Here is an 18,253-nt window from a genome sequence, read left to right as displayed (position 1 = left end):
ATATGTCAGGTGGTTTTATGGACAGCATCAACAGCCGCATTGCCGAGGAACTCGGCGTACGCCCACAACAGGTCGAAGCGGCCGTCGCGCTACTCGATGAAGGCTCTACCGTTCCCTTCATCGCCCGTTACCGGAAAGAAGTCACCGGCAGCCTCGATGACACCCAGTTGCGTCATCTGGAAGAGCGCCTGCGCTACCTGCGAGAACTCGACGAACGGCGCATCAGCATCCTCGCCAGCATCGAAGAGCAAGGCAAACTCACCCCTGCCCTCGAGCGCGACATCAAACTCGCCGACACCAAGACTCGCCTCGAAGACTTGTACCTGCCGTACAAGCAGAAGCGCCGTACCAAGGGCCAGATCGCCCTGGAAGCCGGCCTCGGCGACTTGGCCGATGGCCTGTTCAACGACCCCAACCTGACCCCGGAAACCGAAGCCGCACGCTTCGTCGATGCCGAAAAAGGCGTGGCCGACGTGAAGGCTGCGCTCGAAGGCGCCAAATACATCCTCATGGAACGCTTCGCCGAAGACGCCAGCCTGCTGGAGAAACTGCGTAACTACCTGAAACAGGAAGCCACCCTCAGTGCCCGCGTCATCGCTGGCAAGGAAGAGGAAGGCGCCAAATTCCGCGATTACTTCGAACACGACGAACCGCTGAAAAGCATGCCGTCGCACCGCGCGCTGGCGATTTTCCGTGGCCGCAACGAAGGCATCCTCAGCTCCGCGCTGAAAGTCGGCGACGAACTGCCGGGCACCATGCACCCGTGCGAGGGCATGATCGGCCAGCAATTCAACATCCAGAATCAGAACCGCCCGGCCGACAAATGGCTCGGCGAAGTGGTGCGCTGGACCTGGAAGGTCAAGCTCTACACCCATCTGGAAACCGACCTGCTCGGCGAGCTGCGTGACGGCGCCGAAACCGAAGCGATCAACGTCTTCGCCCACAACCTGCACGACTTGCTGCTGGCTGCGCCGGCCGGCCCGCGCGCAACCCTGGGCCTCGACCCGGGCTTGCGTACCGGCTGCAAGGTCGCCGTGGTCGACTCGACCGGCAAACTGCTTGATCACGCCACGGTTTACCCGCACGTGCCGCACAACAAATGGGATCAGACCATCGCCATTCTGGCCGCCCTGTGCGCCAAGCATTCGGTTGACCTGATCGCCATCGGCAACGGCACCGCCAGCCGCGAGACCGACAAACTGGCAATCGAGCTGATCAAAAAATATCCAGCGATGAAAATGACCAAGGTCATGGTTTCCGAGGCCGGTGCATCGGTGTACTCGGCATCGGAACTGGCGGCCAAGGAATTCCCGGATCTGGATGTGTCGATCCGCGGCGCGGTGTCCATCGCCCGTCGTCTGCAGGATCCACTGGCTGAGCTGGTGAAAATCGATCCGAAATCCATCGGTGTCGGCCAGTACCAGCACGACGTTTCGCAGTTGAAACTGGCGCGTGGTCTGGACGCTGTGGTCGAGGACTGCGTGAACGCCGTTGGCGTTGATGTGAACACTGCTTCGGTGGCGCTGTTGGCGCGGATCTCCGGCCTCAACGCGACGCTGGCGCAAAACATCGTCACGCACCGCGACGAACACGGTGCGTTCAAAACCCGCGCAGCGCTGAAGAAAGTCGCGCGTCTGGGCGAAAAAACCTTCGAACAGGCGGCCGGTTTCTTGCGCGTGATGAACGGCGACAACCCGCTGGATTCGTCGGCCGTTCACCCGGAAGCCTACCCGCTAGTGCAGCGCATTGCCGCTGAAACCGACCGCGATATTCGCTCGCTGATCGGCGATGCCGGGTTCCTCAAGCGTCTGGATCCGAAGAAATTTACCGACGAGACCTTCGGTCTGCCAACCGTCACCGACATCCTGCAAGAGCTGGAAAAACCCGGCCGCGACCCGCGTCCGGAGTTCAAGACTGCCGAGTTCCAGGAAGGCGTTGAAGACCTCAAAGACCTGCAACCGGGGATGATCCTCGAAGGCGTTGTCACCAACGTGACCGCATTCGGTGCCTTCGTCGACATCGGCGTGCATCAGGACGGTCTGGTGCACATCTCGGCGCTGTCGGAGAAGTTCATCAAGGATCCGCGTGAAGCGGTGAAGGCCGGCGATGTGGTGAAAGTGAAGGTCATGGAAGTCGACATCCCGCGCAAACGCGTTGGCCTGTCGATGCGCATGGGCGACACCCCGGGCGAGAAAATCGACGGCGCCCGTGGCTCGCGTCCGGGCTCAGCGCAACGCCAGCCTTCGAACAACGCACCACGCAAGGAAACCGCGACCGCAGCGCCAGTGAACAATGCGATGGCCTCGCTGTTCGCCAATGCCAAGCAGTTGAAGAAACGCTGATGGAGATTCCGGCCGGGCTCGTCGAGAGCGCGTTTTTCAAGCTGTTGGGCTGCCGCCTGCACAGCCTGGAAACCGGGGTGGCGCAAGTCGCCCTGGTGCTGGAACCGGAACTGCGCAATCGCGGCGGCAAATTACACGGTGGCGCGCTGTTCAGTCTGGTCGATATCGCCATGGGGCTGGCCTGTTCCAGCACTCATGGCTTCGATCAGCAGAGCGCGACCATCGAGTGCAAGATCAACTATATCCGCGCCGTTTCCGACGGTGAGGTCATGTGCACGGCGCGGGTGATTCACCCGGGCCGACGTACTTTGGTGGTCGAAGCCGACGTGATGCAGGGCGACAAACTGGTCGCAAAAGCGCAAGGCACGTTCGCTGTCCTGTAGCTACCGGTCATCATTTTGAGTTAATTTCGGCGCAACGAACCTTGTGGGAGCGAGCTTGCTCGCGAAGGCGGTGTGTCAGGCAACCGAAATGTTGGCTGATAAACCCTCTTCGCGAGCAAGCTCGCTCCCACAGGGATTGTGCAGTTCTTGACTGACCGGCAAATGGCCTGCCGCTATAAAACCAGGCGAAAACGCCAGTTTCAACTTCACCCTTGTAGACCGTCTTGCCCACCCCCATATTGGGGCGACTGACGCGTGAAGGAATCCAAATTGAGCGAACTTCTCAACCGCCGCCTGGCTCTGCTCGGCGAGCGCGCTAACCTCTCTCTGCTCGAGCAGTGCCTGCACGGTATCGAACGTGAATGCCTGCGCGTGACCAGCGAAGGTCGCCTGGCGCAAACGCCGCACCCCGAAGCCTTGGGTTCCGCGCTGACCAACGAACAAATCACCACCGACTACTCCGAGTCGCTGCTGGAATTCATCACGCCCGCCCTGCCCGACCCGGCTGATACCTTGGCGAGCCTGGACAAGATTCACCGTTTTGCCTACAGCAAACTCGGCAACGAGTACCTGTGGAGTCCATCGATGCCGTGCCCGTTGCCGGCCGAGGAAGACATCCCGATCGCCTACTACGGCACCTCCAACATCGGTCAGCTCAAGTACGTCTACCGCAAGGGCCTGGCCCTGCGGTACGGCAAGACCATGCAGTGCATCGCCGGGATTCACTACAATTTCTCCCTGCCGGAAAAGCTCTGGCCACTGCTGCGCGAAACCGAAGGTTTTGTCGGCACGGATCGCGATTTCCAGTCGACGTCCTATATCGCGCTGATCCGTAATTTCCGCCGCTATAGCTGGTTGCTGATGTACCTGTTCGGTGCCTCGCCGGCGCTGGATGCAGGCTTCCTGCGCGGTCGGTCGCATCAGTTGGAACAACTTGATCCGGACACGCTGTATCTGCCCTACGCGACCAGCCTGCGCATGAGCGACCTTGGTTACCAGAGCAACGCCCAGGCCGGTCTGACGCCGTGCTACAACGATCTGGCAAGCTACACCGACAGTCTGCGCAAAGCCGTGGCCACGCCATACGCACCGTACGTTGAAGTAGGCACGCACCAGGATGGCGAGTGGGTTCAGCTCAACACCAACATCCTGCAGATCGAAAACGAGTACTACTCCAACATCCGCCCGAAACGCGTGACCTACACCGGCGAGCGGCCGATTCAGGCGCTGGTGGCCCGTGGCATTCAGTACGTTGAAGTGCGTTGCCTGGACATCAACCCGTTCCTGCCGATGGGCATCGACCTGACCGAGTCGCGCTTCCTCGATGCGTTCCTGCTGTTCTGCGCGCTGAACGACAGTCCGTTGTTGACCAACACCTCGTGCGGCAATGCGACATCGAACTTCCTCAGCGTGGTCAAGGAAGGTCGGCGGCCAGGCCTGCAATTGCAGCGTGACGGTGAACCGGTGGAGATGAAGACCTGGGCGGCCGAACTGCTGGAGCAGATCGCTCCACTGGCGGCGTTGCTGGATCAGAGCCATGGCGGCGATGCCCATAGCAAGGCGCTGGACGCGCAACTGGCCAAGGTCAGCGATCCGTCCCTGACACCTTCGGCGCAAGTGCTGGCGGCGATGGCAGAGCACAAGGAAAGCTTTGCGCAGTTCTCGTTGCGTCAGAGTCAGGCACATGCCGAGTTTTTCCGCAGCGAGCCACTGGCGGCGGATGAGCAGGCGAAGTTTGAGGAGTTGGCGCGTACTTCTCTGGCAGCGCAGGCTGAGCTGGAGCAGAACGAAGTCGGTGATTTCGACGTATTCGTCGGGTCGTATCAGGCAAGCATTCTCGCAATCAGCAACTAAAAGCCCCTCACCCTAGCCCTCTCCCAAAGGGAGAGGGAACTGACCGAGTTGTTGATGCGAAGTACGCCGACCTGAAATACCGAGCCGAATTCGGCCCTTGAAAAGCACAGAGATCGGCTCCCTTTCCCCCTGGGGGGAGAGGGCTGGGGTGAGGGGGCAAAGATCTAACGTCGAACGCAAGATCCGAAATATTCACAATCCCCCCGCGCCTTAGATTTTTCCGCTCATAAGCTCATTCTAAAAAGTTATTTATTTACCGATTCTTAGATCATTTAGTCTCCTTTCACGCCGACGCTCGGTCGCCTGATATGGAGCTGTTCAATGAAACTGAATTTCCCGCTTCGCCTGCTCGCCGTAGCCTCCCTGGCTGCCGCGAGTTTTCTGGCCCAGGCCGCCGACCTTACCGTCGCCTACCAAACCACCGTTGACCCGGCGAAAGTCGCCCAGGCCGACGGCGCCTACGAAAAAGCCACCAAAGCCGACATCGCCTGGCGCAAGTTCGACAACGGCGCCGACATCATCGCCGCCATCGCCTCCGGTGACGTGCAGATCGGCTATCTCGGTTCGAGCCCGCTGACCGCCGCGATCACCCGCAAAGTCCCGGTCGAAACCTTCCTAATCGCCACCCAGATCGGCGCCGCCGAAGCACTGGTCGCTCGCGACGCTTCCGGGATCAAGACCCCGCAAGATCTGATCGGCAAGAAAATCGCCGTGCCCTTCGTGTCCACCGGTCACTACAGCCTGCTCGCCGCGCTGAAGCACTGGAACATCGACCCGTCGAAGGTCACCGTGCTCAACCTCGCCCCGCCAGCGATCATTGCCGCGTGGAAACGCGGTGACATCGATGCCACCTACGTGTGGGATCCGGCACTCGGCGTGGCCAAGGAAAACGGCAAAGTGCTGATCACCTCCGGCGAACTGGCCAAGTTTGGCGCGCCGACCTTCGATGCGTGGATCGTGCGCAAAGACTTCGCCGAGAAGCACCCGGAAATCGTCACCGCGTTCGCCAAGGTCACCCTCGACGCCTACGCCGACTACCGCAAAGACCCGAAAGCCTGGCTCGCCGATCAGTCCAACGTCGACAAACTGGTGAAACTCTCCGGTGCCAAGGCCAGCGACATTCCGCTGTTGCTGCAAGGCAACGTCTACCCGCTGGCGGCGGACCAGGTCGTCAGCCTCGGCGCGCCGACCACCAAAGCCATCACTGACACCGCCGCGTTCCTCAAGGAGCAAGGCAAGGTCGAAGCGGTTCTGCCGGACTACGCGCCATACGTCAGCGCCAAATACATCACCAACTGATCGGGAGTTAACCGCGATGGCCTTGCTACAGCTGGAGCGCATCAGCGCACAGTACCCGGGCAGCCCGACACCGGTGCTGGCGGATATTTCTCTGACCCTGGGGCCTCAGCAATTGCTGGTGGCTCTCGGCCCGTCCGGCAGTGGCAAGACTTCGCTGTTGAACCTGATTGCCGGTTTCGTCGAGCCGAGCGCCGGGCGCATCACCCTCGACGGTGTGCCGGTCAAAGGCCCGAGCGCCGAACGGGGCGTGGTGTTCCAGGATGATGCGTTGCTGCCATGGCAGGACGTGCTGGCGAACGTCGCGTTCGGTCTGGAGCTGGCCGGTATCGCCAAGGACAAGCGCGAAAAAATCGCCCGTGAAATGCTCGCGCTGGTTGATCTTTCAGGGTTCGAAAGTCGCCGCATCTGGCAACTCTCCGGCGGCCAGAAACAACGTGTTGGCCTCGCCCGCGCCCTCGCCGCTGATCCGCGCGTGTTGCTGATGGACGAGCCTTTCGGTGCCCTCGACGCATTCACTCGCGAACAGATGCAGGAGCTGTTGCTGCAAGTCTGGCAGCGCACGGCCAAGCCGGTTTTCCTGATTACCCACGATATTGAAGAAGCGGTTTTCCTCGCCACTGACCTGATTCTGCTCGCACCGAATCCGGGGCAGATCGTTGAGCGCCTGCATCTGGATTTCGGTCAGCGTTATGCCGCCGGTGAATCCGCCCGGGCGATCAAATCCGATCCGAGTTTTATCGAAACCCGCGAACACGTGCTGAGCAAAGTGTTCTCGCAACGCAGCGCCGGGCAACGGCAGGAGCGCGCATGAGCAGTTACGACGTTTCCTCGGCTGCGGTAAAACCGGTCAGCGCTTCGGCGGTCATTCCTGTACGTCGCAGCCTCAGCACGCGCTGGATCAGTCTGCTGACGCTGTTCGCGTTGTTGGCCATCTGGTGGGCGGTGACTGCCACCGGGTTGATCGAACCACTGTTCCTGCCGCCACCGTCCGCCGTGCTGCAAAAGGGCTGGTTGCTGGCGACTACCGGTTACATGGATTCAACGTTGTGGCAGCACCTCGGCGCAAGCCTGAGCCGCATCGGTCTGGGCCTCGGTTTTGCGATTCTGACCGCCGTGCCGGTAGGCATTGCCATTGGCGCCCACCGCATCGCCCGTGGCGTGCTCGATCCGCTGATCGAGTTCTACCGCCCTATCCCGCCGTTGGCTTATCTGCCGCTGATCGTGATCTGGTGCGGCATCGGTGAGTTGTCGAAAGTGCTGCTGATTTATCTGGCGATTTTCGCGCCGATCGCCATTGCCACGGCGACCGGTGTGCGCACGGTTGATCCGGCGAAGTTGCGTGCGGCGCAGTCGTTGGGCGCGACGCGTTTGCAGCTTATTCGTCATGTGATTTTGCCCAGCGCTCTGCCGGACATTCTCACGGGTGTGCGTATTGGTCTGGGCGTGGGTTGGTCGACCTTGGTTGCTGCTGAACTGATCGCGGCCACCAGCGGTTTGGGCTTCATGGTGCAGTCGGCCGCGCAATTCCTGGTCACTGATGTCGTGGTGCTGGGGATTCTGGTCATCGCCCTGATCGCCTTCGCCATGGAAATGGGCCTGCGCGCCCTGCAGCGCAAACTGGTGCCGTGGCACGGCCAGGCCCACTAAATCGCCTTGTGAAAATTCCCCTGTGGGAGCGAGCCTGCTCGCGATTGCGGTGTGTCATTCACCACAGCATTGACTGCCAGTCTGCAATCGCGAGCAGGCTCACTCCTACAAAAGCTTGAACCCCGAATTCGAAGAGAAAGACCATGAGCAGCCTGAACATCACCCCATTAAGCTCAGCCCTCGGCGCACAGATCAGCGGCGTCGACATCAGCCAGCCGTTGACCCTGGAACACCGCGACGCCATTGAACAGGCGCTGCTCAAATATCAAGTGTTGTTCTTCCGCAACCAGCCAATCGAACCGCCGCAACAGGCGCGTTTCGCTGCGTACTTTGGTGACCTGCACATTCACCCGATCTACCCGAACGTACCGGAACAACCGGAAGTGTTGATCCTCGACACCGCCGTCACCGACGTGCGCGACAACGCGATCTGGCACACCGACGTGACCTTCCTGCCGACGCCGGCGATGGGCGCGGTGCTCAGCGCCAAGTTGCTGCCGGAGTTCGGTGGCGACACGCTGTGGGCCAGCGGGATTGCTGCGTACGAAGCGCTGTCGGCGCCAATGAAAGCCTTACTCGAAGGGCTGACCGCGACTCACGATTTCACTCGCTCGTTTCCGCTGGAGCGCTACGGCAATACGCCGGAAGCGTTGGCGCAGTGGGAAGAGGCCCGACGCAAGAATCCACCGCTGTCGCACCCGGTGATTCGTACGCATCCGGTCAGCGGGCGGCGTTCGTTGTTCGTCAATGAAGGCTTCACGTCGAAGATCAATGAGCTGTCGGAAACCGAGAGCGAGGCGATTCTGAAGTTTCTGTTCGCCCATGCAACGCGACCGGAATTCACCATTCGCTGGCGTTGGCAGCAGGACGACATTGCGTTCTGGGATAACCGCGTGACGCAGCATTACGCGGTGGATGATTATCGGCCGGCGCGGCGGGTTATGCAGCGGGCGACGGTGTTGGGGGATGTGCCGTTTTTTCGCTGAGTCCTTTTAAAGGCAAAAGCCCCTCACCCTAACCCTCTCCCAAAGGGAGAGGGGACTGACCGAGGTGTTTGTACAAGCTACATCGACCTGAAATATCGGGTTGAACTCAAGCTTTGAAAGGCATGAAGATCGGCTCCCTTTCTCCCTCGCCCCCTGGGGGAGAGGGCTGGGGTGAGGGGGTTGGATCTTGCTGATCCAACCCAATCGTCATCACTCCGCCGTCGAAGGCTTCTCCCAAAGATTGATCCCACCCTCTTGGGCAAACCGGTCAATCTCCGCCAATTCCTCAGCACTGAAGCTCAAATTCTTCAACGCCCCGACGTTCTCGATAATCTGCTCCGGCCGGCTCGCACCAATCAGTGCCGAGGTCACCCGAGGATCCCGCAACGTCCACGCCAGCGCCAGTTGCGCCAGACTTTGACCACGACGCTTGGCAATTTCATTCAACGCCCGCACATGAGCGATGTTGGCATCGGACAAGTGCGAAGCCTGCAACGAACCGCCGCCCGGACGATTGACCCGCGCATCCGCCGGCACGCCGTTGAGGTATTTGTCGGTGAGCAGACCTTGCGCCAACGGAGTGAAAGCAATCACGCCCGTGCCGAGTTCATCGGTGGTATCCAGCAGATCCTTTTCCACCCAGCGATTGAGCAGGTTGTACGCCGGTTGATGAATCAGCAGCGGCACTTTCCACTCTTTCAACAGCGCAGCGATCTCGCGGGTTTTCACCCCGGAATACGACGAGATACCGATGTACAACGCCTTGCCCTGTTGCACGGCAGTGGCGAGGGCGCTGGCGGTTTCTTCCAGCGGGGTGTCCGGGTCGAAACGGTGCGAATAGAAGATATCAACATAATCGAGACCCAGGCGTTGCAGGCTCTGGTCGAGGCTGGCCAGCACGTATTTGCGCGAACCGCCGCCGTGGCCGTAAGGGCCGGGCCACATGTCCCAACCGGCCTTGCTGGAGATGATCAGCTCGTCGCGGTACTGCTTGAAGTCTTCGCGCAGCAGACGACCAAAATTGATCTCGGCGCTGCCGTAGGGCGGGCCGTAGTTGTTGGCCAGGTCGAAGTGGTTGATGCCCAGGTCGAACGCGGTGCGTAACAAGGCGCGCTGGGTGTCGATCGGCGTGCTGTCACCGAAGTTGTGCCACAGACCCAGCGACAACGCCGGCAGCACCAGACCGCTGCGGCCGACGCGGCGGTAAGGGATGGAGTCGTAGCGGTTTTCGGCAGCGGTGTAAGTCATCGAATCCTCTCTTGTCTGTCTTGAATAGGGTGTCGACTGCTTCGCGAGCAAGCTCGCGAAGGGTGTTACACAAATCGATTGCCGGGTCGGGCCAGACCCAGGTTCTCGCGCAAGGTCCGGCCTTCATACTCGGTTCTGAACAGCCCGCGCCGTTGCAGTTCCGGGACCACGCCATTGGCGAAGTCTTCGAGCCCGCCGGGCAAGTGCGGCACCAGCACGTTGAAACCGTCCGCTGCGCCTTGTTCGAACCATTCCTGCAAACGATCGGCAATCTGCTCCGGCGTACCGACCAGGCTGTAATGCCCGCGTCCGCCAGCAATCTTGCGCCCCAGTTCGGCAAGGCTCAGGTTCTCCCGGCCCGCCAGTTCAGTGAGCAATTTCTGCCGGCTCTGCTGACCGCTTTCGGTCAGCGGCAACTCCGGCAACGGCCCGTCCAGCGGGTACTTCGACAAATCGAAGTTGCCCAGCATACGCCCAAGCAAGGCGACGCCAACCTCGGGTTCGACTAATTGCTGAAACGTTTCACATTTTTCCCGCGCTTCGGCTTCGGTGCCGCCGACCACAACGAAAACCCCGGGCATGATTTTCAGCGAATCCGCGCTGCGCCCGTACTTGGGCAAACGTGCTTTGAGGTCAGCGTAAAACGCTTGGGCACTGGCCAGCGAAGTCTGTGCGGTGAACACCACTTCAGCGGTTTGCGCCGCCAATTCGCGCCCGGTTTCCGAAGATCCAGCCTGAACAATCACCGGTTGCCCCTGCGGCGAACGCGCAACGTTCAGCGGACCTTTGACCCTGAAGTGTTCACCAACGTGATCCAGCACATGCAATTTCGAAGGGTCGTAATACGCTCCGCTGGCCTTGTCGCGAAAGAAGGCATCGTCCTCCCAACTGTCCCAAAGCCCGGTCACCACCTGATGAAACTCGCGGGCTCGGCTGTAGCGTTCGGCGTGGCCAATGTGTTCGTCACGCCCGAAATTCAGCGCTTCGGCAGCATTGTCCGACGTCACCAGATTCCACCCCGCGCGGCCACCCGACAGGTGATCGAGCGAAGCAAATTTGCGCGCCACGTGATACGGCTCGTTGTAACTGGTGGTCGCCGTGGCGATCAGGCCGATATGCGCGGTCACCGCACTCAGGGCCGAGAGCAAGGTCAGCGGTTCAAAGTGATCGGAACGCGCCATGCGGCTGGCGATGTCCTGAGTTGGCGCGGCGACGCTGTCAGCGACAAACAACGCATCGAACTTCGCCGCCTCGGCAATTTGCGCCAGCCGCTTGTAATGGGCGAAATCCAGACCCGCATTCGCCGGCACATCCGGATGACGCCACGCTGCCACGTGGTGCCCGGTGGCCATAAGGAATGCACCGAGTTTCAACTGTCTGCTCATCTCAGAAATCCTTGCGCAGTTGCACGCCAAAGTAGCGCTCGTCGTCCCGTGGCACGGCGCGATAGATGTAATTGCCGCCGCTGGCGAGCAATGGCGAGTACGACTTGTCGGTGAGGTTTTTGCCCAGCAGTGCCACGCGCCAGCCATTGCTGTAATCAGCCAGCGCGACACTGGCGTTCCAAAGACCGTAGGCGCCCTGCTTGGTGTCGACGTTCTGGCTGATGTCGTACTGCACTTCGCTCTGCCAGCTATAGTCGGTGCCGAGTTCGATATCCAGGCCGTTATCCAGCGGGATGCTGTAGTCAGCGCGCACGTAGCTTTTCCAGTCCGGACTGAACGGCAGCGGTTTGCCGTTGACGTTGCACGACGCCGCTGCGCCTGCCGGGCAGGCGAACTCGTCGATGCGCGCACGGGTGTAGGCGAGTGCGCCGGACAGTTTCAATTGCTGGGTCGCCTGCAAGGCGTAATCGAGTTCGACGCCTTCGCTGCTGACGCTGCCGGCATTGATCAAACGCGTCACAACCTGGCCGGCGACGGTGTCGAAGAAGTTCGCCTGATAGTTGTCGTAGTCGCTGTGGAATACCGCGAGGTTGGTGGTCAGGCGATTGTTCCAGGACGTGGCTTTGATGCCCGCTTCCCAGGTGTTGGAGGTCTCCGGTTTCAGCGCTTCGGTATCGCGCGGCTGCATGTTGAAGAAGACGTTGTAGGCCGGGCCTTTGTAGCCGCGCGAGTAGGTCAGATAGGTAGTGACGGCATCGCTCAAGTCGTACTGCACACCGAGGCGGCCGGACCAGCCATCTTCGTCGACAGAACCTGAACTGCTGGTCGCCGGTTGAATGCCGCTGACGGTGGTCGCTGAAGTGGAGACGCGGCGGTGATCGTATTCGAGATCATCGTGGGTGTAGCGCAGGCCGGCGATGCCACGAAATTCCGAGGTGAAGTTCAGCGTGCTCTCACCGAACACCGCATAGCTGTCGCTGGTGGTGCTGTAATCGGCGACGCCTCGGTCGGTGCGCGTGGTGGTGTTCAGCGTGCGCTGATAGGTCTCGTCATCCTTGCCGTGCATGTAGAACAGGCCGCCGACGTACTCAAGAAACTCGCCCTTCGGCGAGGCCAGGCGCAGCTCTTGCGAATATTGATCGAAGGCCAGATCACCTTTGTCCGCCGTGCCGGGGAACGCCGCCGTCACCGTACCGAGACGGTCACCGTCCTGATACTGGGTGTTGTCCCAACCGCGCCATGCGGTGATCGAGGTCAGAGTGTAATCGCCCAATTGCCAGTCGAGCTGGCCGGACAGGCCCTTGTTGGTGTCCTCGACATGGCTGCGGGTGTCGGTGTTGATATCGCGATTGTGGCTAGTCGCATTGACCGGGTTCAGCGCGTTGGCGAAGGCCGGCGTCAGCGACTTGCTGACCACGCCGTTGGGGCCGTCGTCATGGGACTGCATGTAGTCGGCGATCAGGGTGAAGGTGACGTCGTCATTCGGGGTGAATTCGAGTTTGCCGCGCACGCCGCGATGGTTGTAGCCGTTGACCTCCTGGCCATTGTGCTGGTTGTCGACGTTGCCGTCGTAGGTGCCGAACAGCGTGCTGATCGAGCCTTTCAACGTGTCCGGAATCAGGCTGCCGCCGATGCCGAAACGGGTGCGACTTTCGTTGCCGCTGTAGTACGACTGATCGATGTAGCCATGGGTCTCGGCGGTGGGTGCCTTGCTGGTGATGTTGAGTACACCGGCCGAGGCGTTCTTGCCGAACAGCGTACCTTGCGGGCCGCGCAGCACTTCGACGCGCTCCAGATCCAGCAAGTCGAGAGTGGATTGCCCGGGACGCGCGTAGACCACGCCGTCGATCACCGTCGCCACGGTCGGCTCGACACCCGGCGAGGTGGAAATCGTGCCGACACCGCGCACGAACAACGAGGTGTCCTTGTTCGAAGCGCCAGAGCGGAAGTTAAGCGACGGCACCTGCTGAACGATGCTCGCCACGCCGTTGCGGTTGTCGCGCTCAAGTTGTTCGCCGTCGATCACCGACACCGCGACCGGCACTTTTTGCAGCGACTCCTCGCGGCGGGTGGCAGTGACGGTCACCGATTTGAGTGTTGGCTCCTGATCACTGCTCTCGGCAGCGAATGCGTTGGGCAACGGCAGCGCCGCCAACCCCGTAAATAACCAACCAGCGGCGCGAATCGATTGCGCCAGTTTGTTTGTCGCCCCAGGAATGTTGTGCATGTTTGCCCGCTCGAAATTGGCCCTTAACCGCTGCCGTTCTGCGACGACAGCGCCTGAATCGGTGTCTTGGGCATTCGCTCGAGCGAGTAGCAGACAGCGCGCTTTGTTAGCGCTACCATCGACAGTATTGGCAAGCCGCACATAGAGCGTCCAATACTGAAAAATTACTTTTATATGCGATTTGGTTTTTAAGAAGGATCAAGCCTTGAGCGAAGAAAAACCCCGCAAACGCCGTGGCGCCGGGCGTGTAACGCTGAATGCCGTGGCGCGTGAGGCCGGGGTTTCGGCGATCACCGTGTCACGCTATTTCAACCAGCCTGAGCAGGTTTCGCCCGAGCGTCGCGAGCGGATTGCGGCGGTGGTGGCCGAGTTGGGTTACGTGCCGAATCTGGTGGCCGGCGGGCTGGCCTCGGCGCGGGGGAAAATTGTCGGGATGGTGATCCCGAACATCTCCGGGCCGATCTTCGCCAATACCATTCAAGGCTTCAGCGATATGCTTAGCCGCCATGGCTATCAGCTGTTGCTGGCGTCGAGTTACTTCAGCACTGAACAAGAAGAAAACGCCGTGCGTGCGTTTCTCGGCTGGTCGCCAGCGGCGCTGGTGCTGACCAGTCACTTTCACAGTGCGGGCACGGAAAAGATGATCGCCGAGGCGGATGTTCCGGTGATCGAGACGTGGGATTACCAGCCGGAGCGTAAGCCGATGCAGATCGGTTTTTCGCATTTCGAGGTGGGCGTGACAGCCGCCAGATATCTGCTGGAAAAAGGCTACCAACGTATCGCCTTCGTGCAGAACAGTGCGCCGGGTGACTTCAGCGCCCAGGAACGCCGCGACGGTTACGCGGCGACCTTGCGCGAATCCGGCCTGGACCCTTGGATCTACGCCCCTGACGCCGATCGAGCGCCATTCGAGGCCGGCAAACAGGCGATGGATGCGCTGATGAATGCCTCACCGCGCCCCGACGCAATCATTTTCGCCAACGACAACCTCGCCGCCGGCGGCCTGCTCGCCGGGCAACGCGCTGGTTTCAAAATCCCCGAAGACTGTGCCGTTCTTGGCTTCGGCGATTACCCGTTCGCCGAGATGCTTTTGCCGAGCCTGAGCACGATCAAACCGCCGGCGCTGGAAATCGGCGTACTCGCCGCAACCCGCGTACTGGAAAGCCTTGGCGTGTTGCCGAGCGACGAGGTGCAACGTCTGAACCTGCTGCAGTGCCAAGTCATCGAACGCGAAAGTACCTGACTTCGCTATACCGACAGTTCGCGCAAGGCGGCCGCCGCGAGGAAACCGGAGCGGGAGCGATAGCGCTGGTCACGGCGGACTGTCTGGTCAATACGCTCAAGCAACTGCTCCGGCAGCGTGGCGTTAAAACGCACTGACTTGCCGAAATACGGGGTGATATCAAAATCGACCACGCCCCAGATCCCTCCCGCGTAATCCGGGTTATCGAGATGAGCATCAATGTCCCGCACTTGCGGTAACGGCGCGTTGTCGGCGACCAACCCCTCATAGTGAAGCGCCAATGCCTCCTGAGTATTTTCAAACGCCTCAGCGACCGTAGTGCCTGCGGAGAAACAACCCGGGACATCCGGGATGATCACTCCGTAGTCTGAGGCGGCATCCTTGTGCAGAACGACAGGGAATTTCATATGAGTGAGTCCTTCCTCTGACAGGCCCATAAAACGGCCTTCGTTTCCAATAACGGGCCTCATTTCAAGCCCGCCTGTTTCAAAATGCTGTTGATCGTGCCCTTGGGCAGATACGAATCAGGGTGCTTGATCGTCACCCTTCCTGGCTTGTGCGGATGCTTGTATTGGTGGTGGCTGCCTTTCACCGCCACGAGATACCAACCATCGTCTTCGATCATCCTGATCATTTCCCGACTGCGCATTTCCTTTGCCCTGTTCGACAGCTAGAGCCATTTACTCTAGAGCGCGCAGTAGCCCTTGATACACACGATACACACTCGGATAAATATTAGCTCACTGAACAATCGCTCGGTTATGGGGCAGATCAACGGCAGGCTTGGGCCAGCAAGAAAAACACGTCGCCGGCCAAACTCTCTGTAAGGGTCGCAAAATATGTCCAATAGAGATGTGGCAGGACTGGCTATGCTTTAAAGAACACCGAGGTGGCCCCTTCGCGAGCAGGCTCGCTCCCACAGGGATTTCCTGTGTACATGAAATCCCTGTGGGAGCGAGCCTGCTCGCGAAAGCGATCCTTCAGGCAATGCACCTCCACCAGGCAGAACCCGCCATGCACACCGCCATCATCATTTTCTTCGGCCTGGTCCTGCTCGCTCTGATGCTCTACATCGGCGAGCGCATCGGCTTCAGCCGCCAGACCATGGCCTACGGCTTCGCCGCCCTGTGGCTGGCGTTGACGGTGATTAATGGAGCGGTGGGCGTGGTGCATGCCGGCCAGTCCGTGGGTTCGGAAATAGCGATTGGCAGTGCGGTATTCGGCGTGCCGATGGCGGCGATGGTGTTGTTCATGGTGCTGAGCGCCGAATCCTGAGCGGACCCGGCGCTCAGGCGCCGATCAACGTACCAAGTGCAGGAACTGCATATGGCGTTCGTACTGATCGAGGATGTCGTTGATGATCTGTTCTTTGGTGTAGCCGACCAGATCGTAGTCCTGACTGCCCTCGCTCAAGTGCACTTCGGCGCGGTAGTAACGACGATTGTTGAGCTGCTTCGAGCCCATCCCGCCACGCGCGAACGACGGCGTAAAGTAGCCGCGCATCTGCACCTGATAGATGAACGGATGCGCATCACCATGGCCGATTTCCAGGCTGACGCTGTCATTCGCCGGATCCGGCTGGGTGACCACGTTGAGGCCTTTCTCGACGAACACCGCCGTCACTTCTTCAATCGCCGGGCGCACCGTGGTGTCCATGAAACGGTACACCTCGTCACGCGACGGGAAGTGCACCGCCTGACTCAGCCGCTGACGCCAGCCGCCCGTACCGCGCCGTGAACCGGAGACCGGTGCCAGCGAGTGCAACTGCGCGATCTGCTTCTGCGACTCCAGATAGAACGCCTTGTGCAGACCCCACATCATCAACAGCAGGATCAACGAGAACGGCAACGAGGTCAGCACTACCGCTGATTTCAGCGCATCGATACTGCCGGAGAACAGCAGTGCGCTGGTGATCAGCGCGGTCATGGCGCCCCAGAACACTCGCAGCCATTTCGGCCCGTCTTCGTCCGGGTTGCCACCCTTGGCCGACAAGGTCGAGAGCACCACGGTGCCGGAGTCGGCAGACGTCACGAAGAACACGAAGCTGATAAACACCGTCACAGCGATGACGGTTTTGCTCCATGGGTAGGTTTCCAGCAGCAGGTAAATGCTCATCGACGGGTTGTCGATGGCCGACATGCCCAGCGCGCTCATGCCGTGGTTGAGCACTTGGTCCAGCGCACTGTTGCCGAAGATCGACATCCACGCGAGGGTGAAACCGAGCGGAATCAACAGCACGCCGAAGACGAATTCGCGGATGGTCCGGCCACGGGAAATCCGTGCGATGAACAGGCCCACGAACGGCGACCATGCAATCCACCAGGCCCAGTAGAACACTGTCCAGCCACCAAGCCAGTCGCTCGGTTTGTCGTAGGCGTAGAGGTCGAAACTCTTCATCGGCAAGGCGCCAAGGTAGTCGCCGAGGTTCTGGATCAAGGTGTTGAGCAGGTGCTGGGTAGGCCCGGCGAACAACACGAACAGCAGCAGCGCACAGGCCAGCAGCATGTTGATGTCGGACATCACCCGCACGCCTTTATCGACGCCGGAGACGGCAACGATGATCGCCGCGCCCATCATCAGCGTGATCAGGCCGACCTGAATCCACTGGGTGTGAGCGATGCCGAACAGGTAGTCGAGACCGGAGTTGAGGTGCAGCACCCCAAAACCCATGTCGGCGCCCAGACCGAACACCGTGGCGATGATGCCGAAGCCGTCCACTGCGTAACCGATCGGGCCGTTGATGCGTTTGCCGATCAGCGGATACAGCGCCGAACGCAGGGCCAGCGGCAGGTTGTGGCGGTAAGCGAAATACGCCAACGCCATGCCGACGAAGGCGAACACGCCCCAGCCATGCAGGCCCCAGTGCAAGAACAGAATCTGCATCGCCTGACGCGCCGCATCCGCCGTGCCCGCCTCGCCTTGCGGCGGCTGGAGCATATGGGTCAGCGGTTCAGAGACGCAGAAGAAGAACAGCGTGATGCTGATCCCGGCGGCGAACAGCATGCCGGCCCAGGACAAATAACTGAATTCGGGCTCGTCGTGGTCGGCACCGAGTTTTATCTTGCCGTAGCCGGATAAGGCGGTGACCACCACGAAGACCAGATACAGGGTCATCGCGAGCATGTAGTACCAGCCGACCGTATTGGCCGCCCAGTTTTGCGCTTCCAGCAGCCAGGCGCCTGCCTGCTCCGGCATGGCGATGACAACGAGACCAAACAGCAGAATGACCGTCGCGGCGAAGTAGAACACCGGCGGATTCATGCGTACCAGACCGCTGGCGGGGGTAGACGATGCACTCATGAAACGTGCACCTCGAGGGGTTGAAACGTGGCTGAAATGATCGGACTCAGCAAAGGCAAGCCTCCTGTTGTGAGCGGGCAGCGAACCACCGGTTTAACTTGAATGAACGTTCAAGTTAAACATGGATAGGGTGGCAAGGACTAATCGTACGGCTAGGCGGTAGTTTTCCTACGCTAGCTCAAGGATGGGTATGACGTGGGTTTGAGGGGATTCGTTCAATAGCCCCTCACCCTAACCCTCTCCCAAAGGGAGAGGGGACTGAATGGGGGATATTTGGGAGATACGCCGACGTGGTCCTGCTTTACCGAATCCAGAATCGACTCGGTGTTTCAGGTCGAT

Annotated in this window: 15 protein-coding genes; 9 read left to right on the top strand and 6 right to left on the bottom strand. The window is 60.3% G+C overall.

Annotated elements, in window-relative coordinates:
• Positions 1-17 precede the first annotated feature (17 nt).
• From AB4N74_RS25190 to tauD, 7 genes are all read left to right on the top strand, one after another.
• Positions 18-2,342, top strand: a complete 2,325-nt coding sequence (locus AB4N74_RS25190) for a Tex family protein (protein WP_460097559.1) — start codon at positions 18-20, stop codon at positions 2,340-2,342.
• The gene (locus AB4N74_RS25185) at positions 2,342-2,725 is read left to right on the top strand and encodes a PaaI family thioesterase (RefSeq protein WP_053116527.1); all 384 of its coding nucleotides are present in this window, start codon (positions 2,342-2,344) and stop codon (positions 2,723-2,725) included. Before AB4N74_RS25190 ends, AB4N74_RS25185 begins: the two co-directional genes overlap by 1 nt.
• 270 nt (positions 2,726-2,995) lie before the next feature.
• Positions 2,996-4,579, top strand: a complete 1,584-nt coding sequence (gene gshA, locus AB4N74_RS25180) for a glutamate--cysteine ligase (RefSeq protein ID WP_093440632.1) — start codon at positions 2,996-2,998, stop codon at positions 4,577-4,579.
• A gap of 321 nt (positions 4,580-4,900) precedes the next feature.
• Positions 4,901-5,878: a taurine ABC transporter substrate-binding protein gene (gene tauA / locus AB4N74_RS25175; RefSeq protein WP_093440627.1), complete on the top strand. Its 978-nt coding sequence runs from the start codon at positions 4,901-4,903 to the stop codon at positions 5,876-5,878.
• Between the two features lie 16 nt (positions 5,879-5,894).
• Complete coding sequence (gene tauB, locus AB4N74_RS25170) at positions 5,895-6,689, top strand: taurine ABC transporter ATP-binding subunit (RefSeq protein ID WP_093440624.1); 795 nt, start codon at positions 5,895-5,897, stop codon at positions 6,687-6,689.
• Positions 6,686-7,525, top strand: coding sequence for a taurine ABC transporter permease TauC (tauC, locus tag AB4N74_RS25165; RefSeq protein WP_460097556.1), 840 nt, complete (start codon positions 6,686-6,688; stop codon positions 7,523-7,525). Before tauB ends, tauC begins: the two co-directional genes overlap by 4 nt.
• Before the next feature lie 143 nt (positions 7,526-7,668).
• A complete protein-coding gene (gene tauD, locus AB4N74_RS25160; RefSeq protein ID WP_099757712.1) occupies positions 7,669-8,511 on the top strand; it encodes a taurine dioxygenase in 843 nt (280 codons plus the stop codon).
• Between the two features lie 210 nt (positions 8,512-8,721).
• Here the strand turns inward: tauD and mgrA are convergent, their stop codons facing one another.
• The 3 genes from mgrA to AB4N74_RS25145 form a co-directional block, all read right to left on the bottom strand.
• Positions 8,722-9,759, bottom strand: coding sequence for an L-glyceraldehyde 3-phosphate reductase (gene mgrA / locus AB4N74_RS25155; RefSeq protein ID WP_460097554.1), 1,038 nt, complete (start codon positions 9,757-9,759; stop codon positions 8,722-8,724).
• A 65-nt stretch (positions 9,760-9,824) separates the two neighbouring features.
• Positions 9,825-11,144: an LLM class flavin-dependent oxidoreductase gene (locus AB4N74_RS25150; RefSeq protein ID WP_460097552.1), complete on the bottom strand. Its 1,320-nt coding sequence runs from the start codon at positions 11,142-11,144 to the stop codon at positions 9,825-9,827.
• A gap of 1 nt (position 11,145) precedes the next feature.
• Complete coding sequence (locus AB4N74_RS25145) at positions 11,146-13,371, bottom strand: TonB-dependent receptor (RefSeq protein ID WP_460097551.1); 2,226 nt, start codon at positions 13,369-13,371, stop codon at positions 11,146-11,148.
• Positions 13,372-13,576: 205 nt separating this feature from the next.
• Between AB4N74_RS25145 and AB4N74_RS25140 the strand changes: the two genes are divergently transcribed.
• On the top strand, positions 13,577-14,614 hold the full coding sequence (locus tag AB4N74_RS25140; RefSeq protein ID WP_460097550.1) for a LacI family DNA-binding transcriptional regulator: 1,038 nt from the start codon (positions 13,577-13,579) through the stop codon (positions 14,612-14,614).
• Between the two features lie 5 nt (positions 14,615-14,619).
• Here AB4N74_RS25140 and AB4N74_RS25135 read toward each other — a convergent pair whose 3' ends face one another.
• Positions 14,620-15,084 (bottom strand): type II toxin-antitoxin system HicB family antitoxin, encoded by a 465-nt coding sequence (locus tag AB4N74_RS25135; RefSeq protein WP_460097549.1) that lies wholly within the window; start codon positions 15,082-15,084, stop codon positions 14,620-14,622.
• The gene (locus AB4N74_RS25130) at positions 15,081-15,263 is read right to left on the bottom strand and encodes a type II toxin-antitoxin system HicA family toxin (protein ID WP_093440593.1); all 183 of its coding nucleotides are present in this window, start codon (positions 15,261-15,263) and stop codon (positions 15,081-15,083) included. Before AB4N74_RS25130 ends, AB4N74_RS25135 begins: the two co-directional genes overlap by 4 nt.
• Positions 15,264-15,628: 365 nt before the next feature.
• Between AB4N74_RS25130 and AB4N74_RS25125 the strand changes: the two genes are divergently transcribed.
• Entirely contained in the window at positions 15,629-15,889 is a 261-nt protein-coding gene (locus tag AB4N74_RS25125) for a hypothetical protein (RefSeq protein WP_007949845.1), read from the top strand.
• Between the two features lie 24 nt (positions 15,890-15,913).
• Here AB4N74_RS25125 and betT read toward each other — a convergent pair whose 3' ends face one another.
• Positions 15,914-17,875 (bottom strand): choline transporter BetT, encoded by a 1,962-nt coding sequence (betT, locus tag AB4N74_RS25120; protein WP_163030199.1) that lies wholly within the window; start codon positions 17,873-17,875, stop codon positions 15,914-15,916.
• Positions 17,876-18,253: the final 378 nt, after the last annotated feature.

The organism is Pseudomonas sp. H3_C08, from assembly GCF_054669455.1.
Note: the sequence above shows the minus strand (reverse complement) of the source record. Positions and strands in the feature narration are given on the sequence as shown.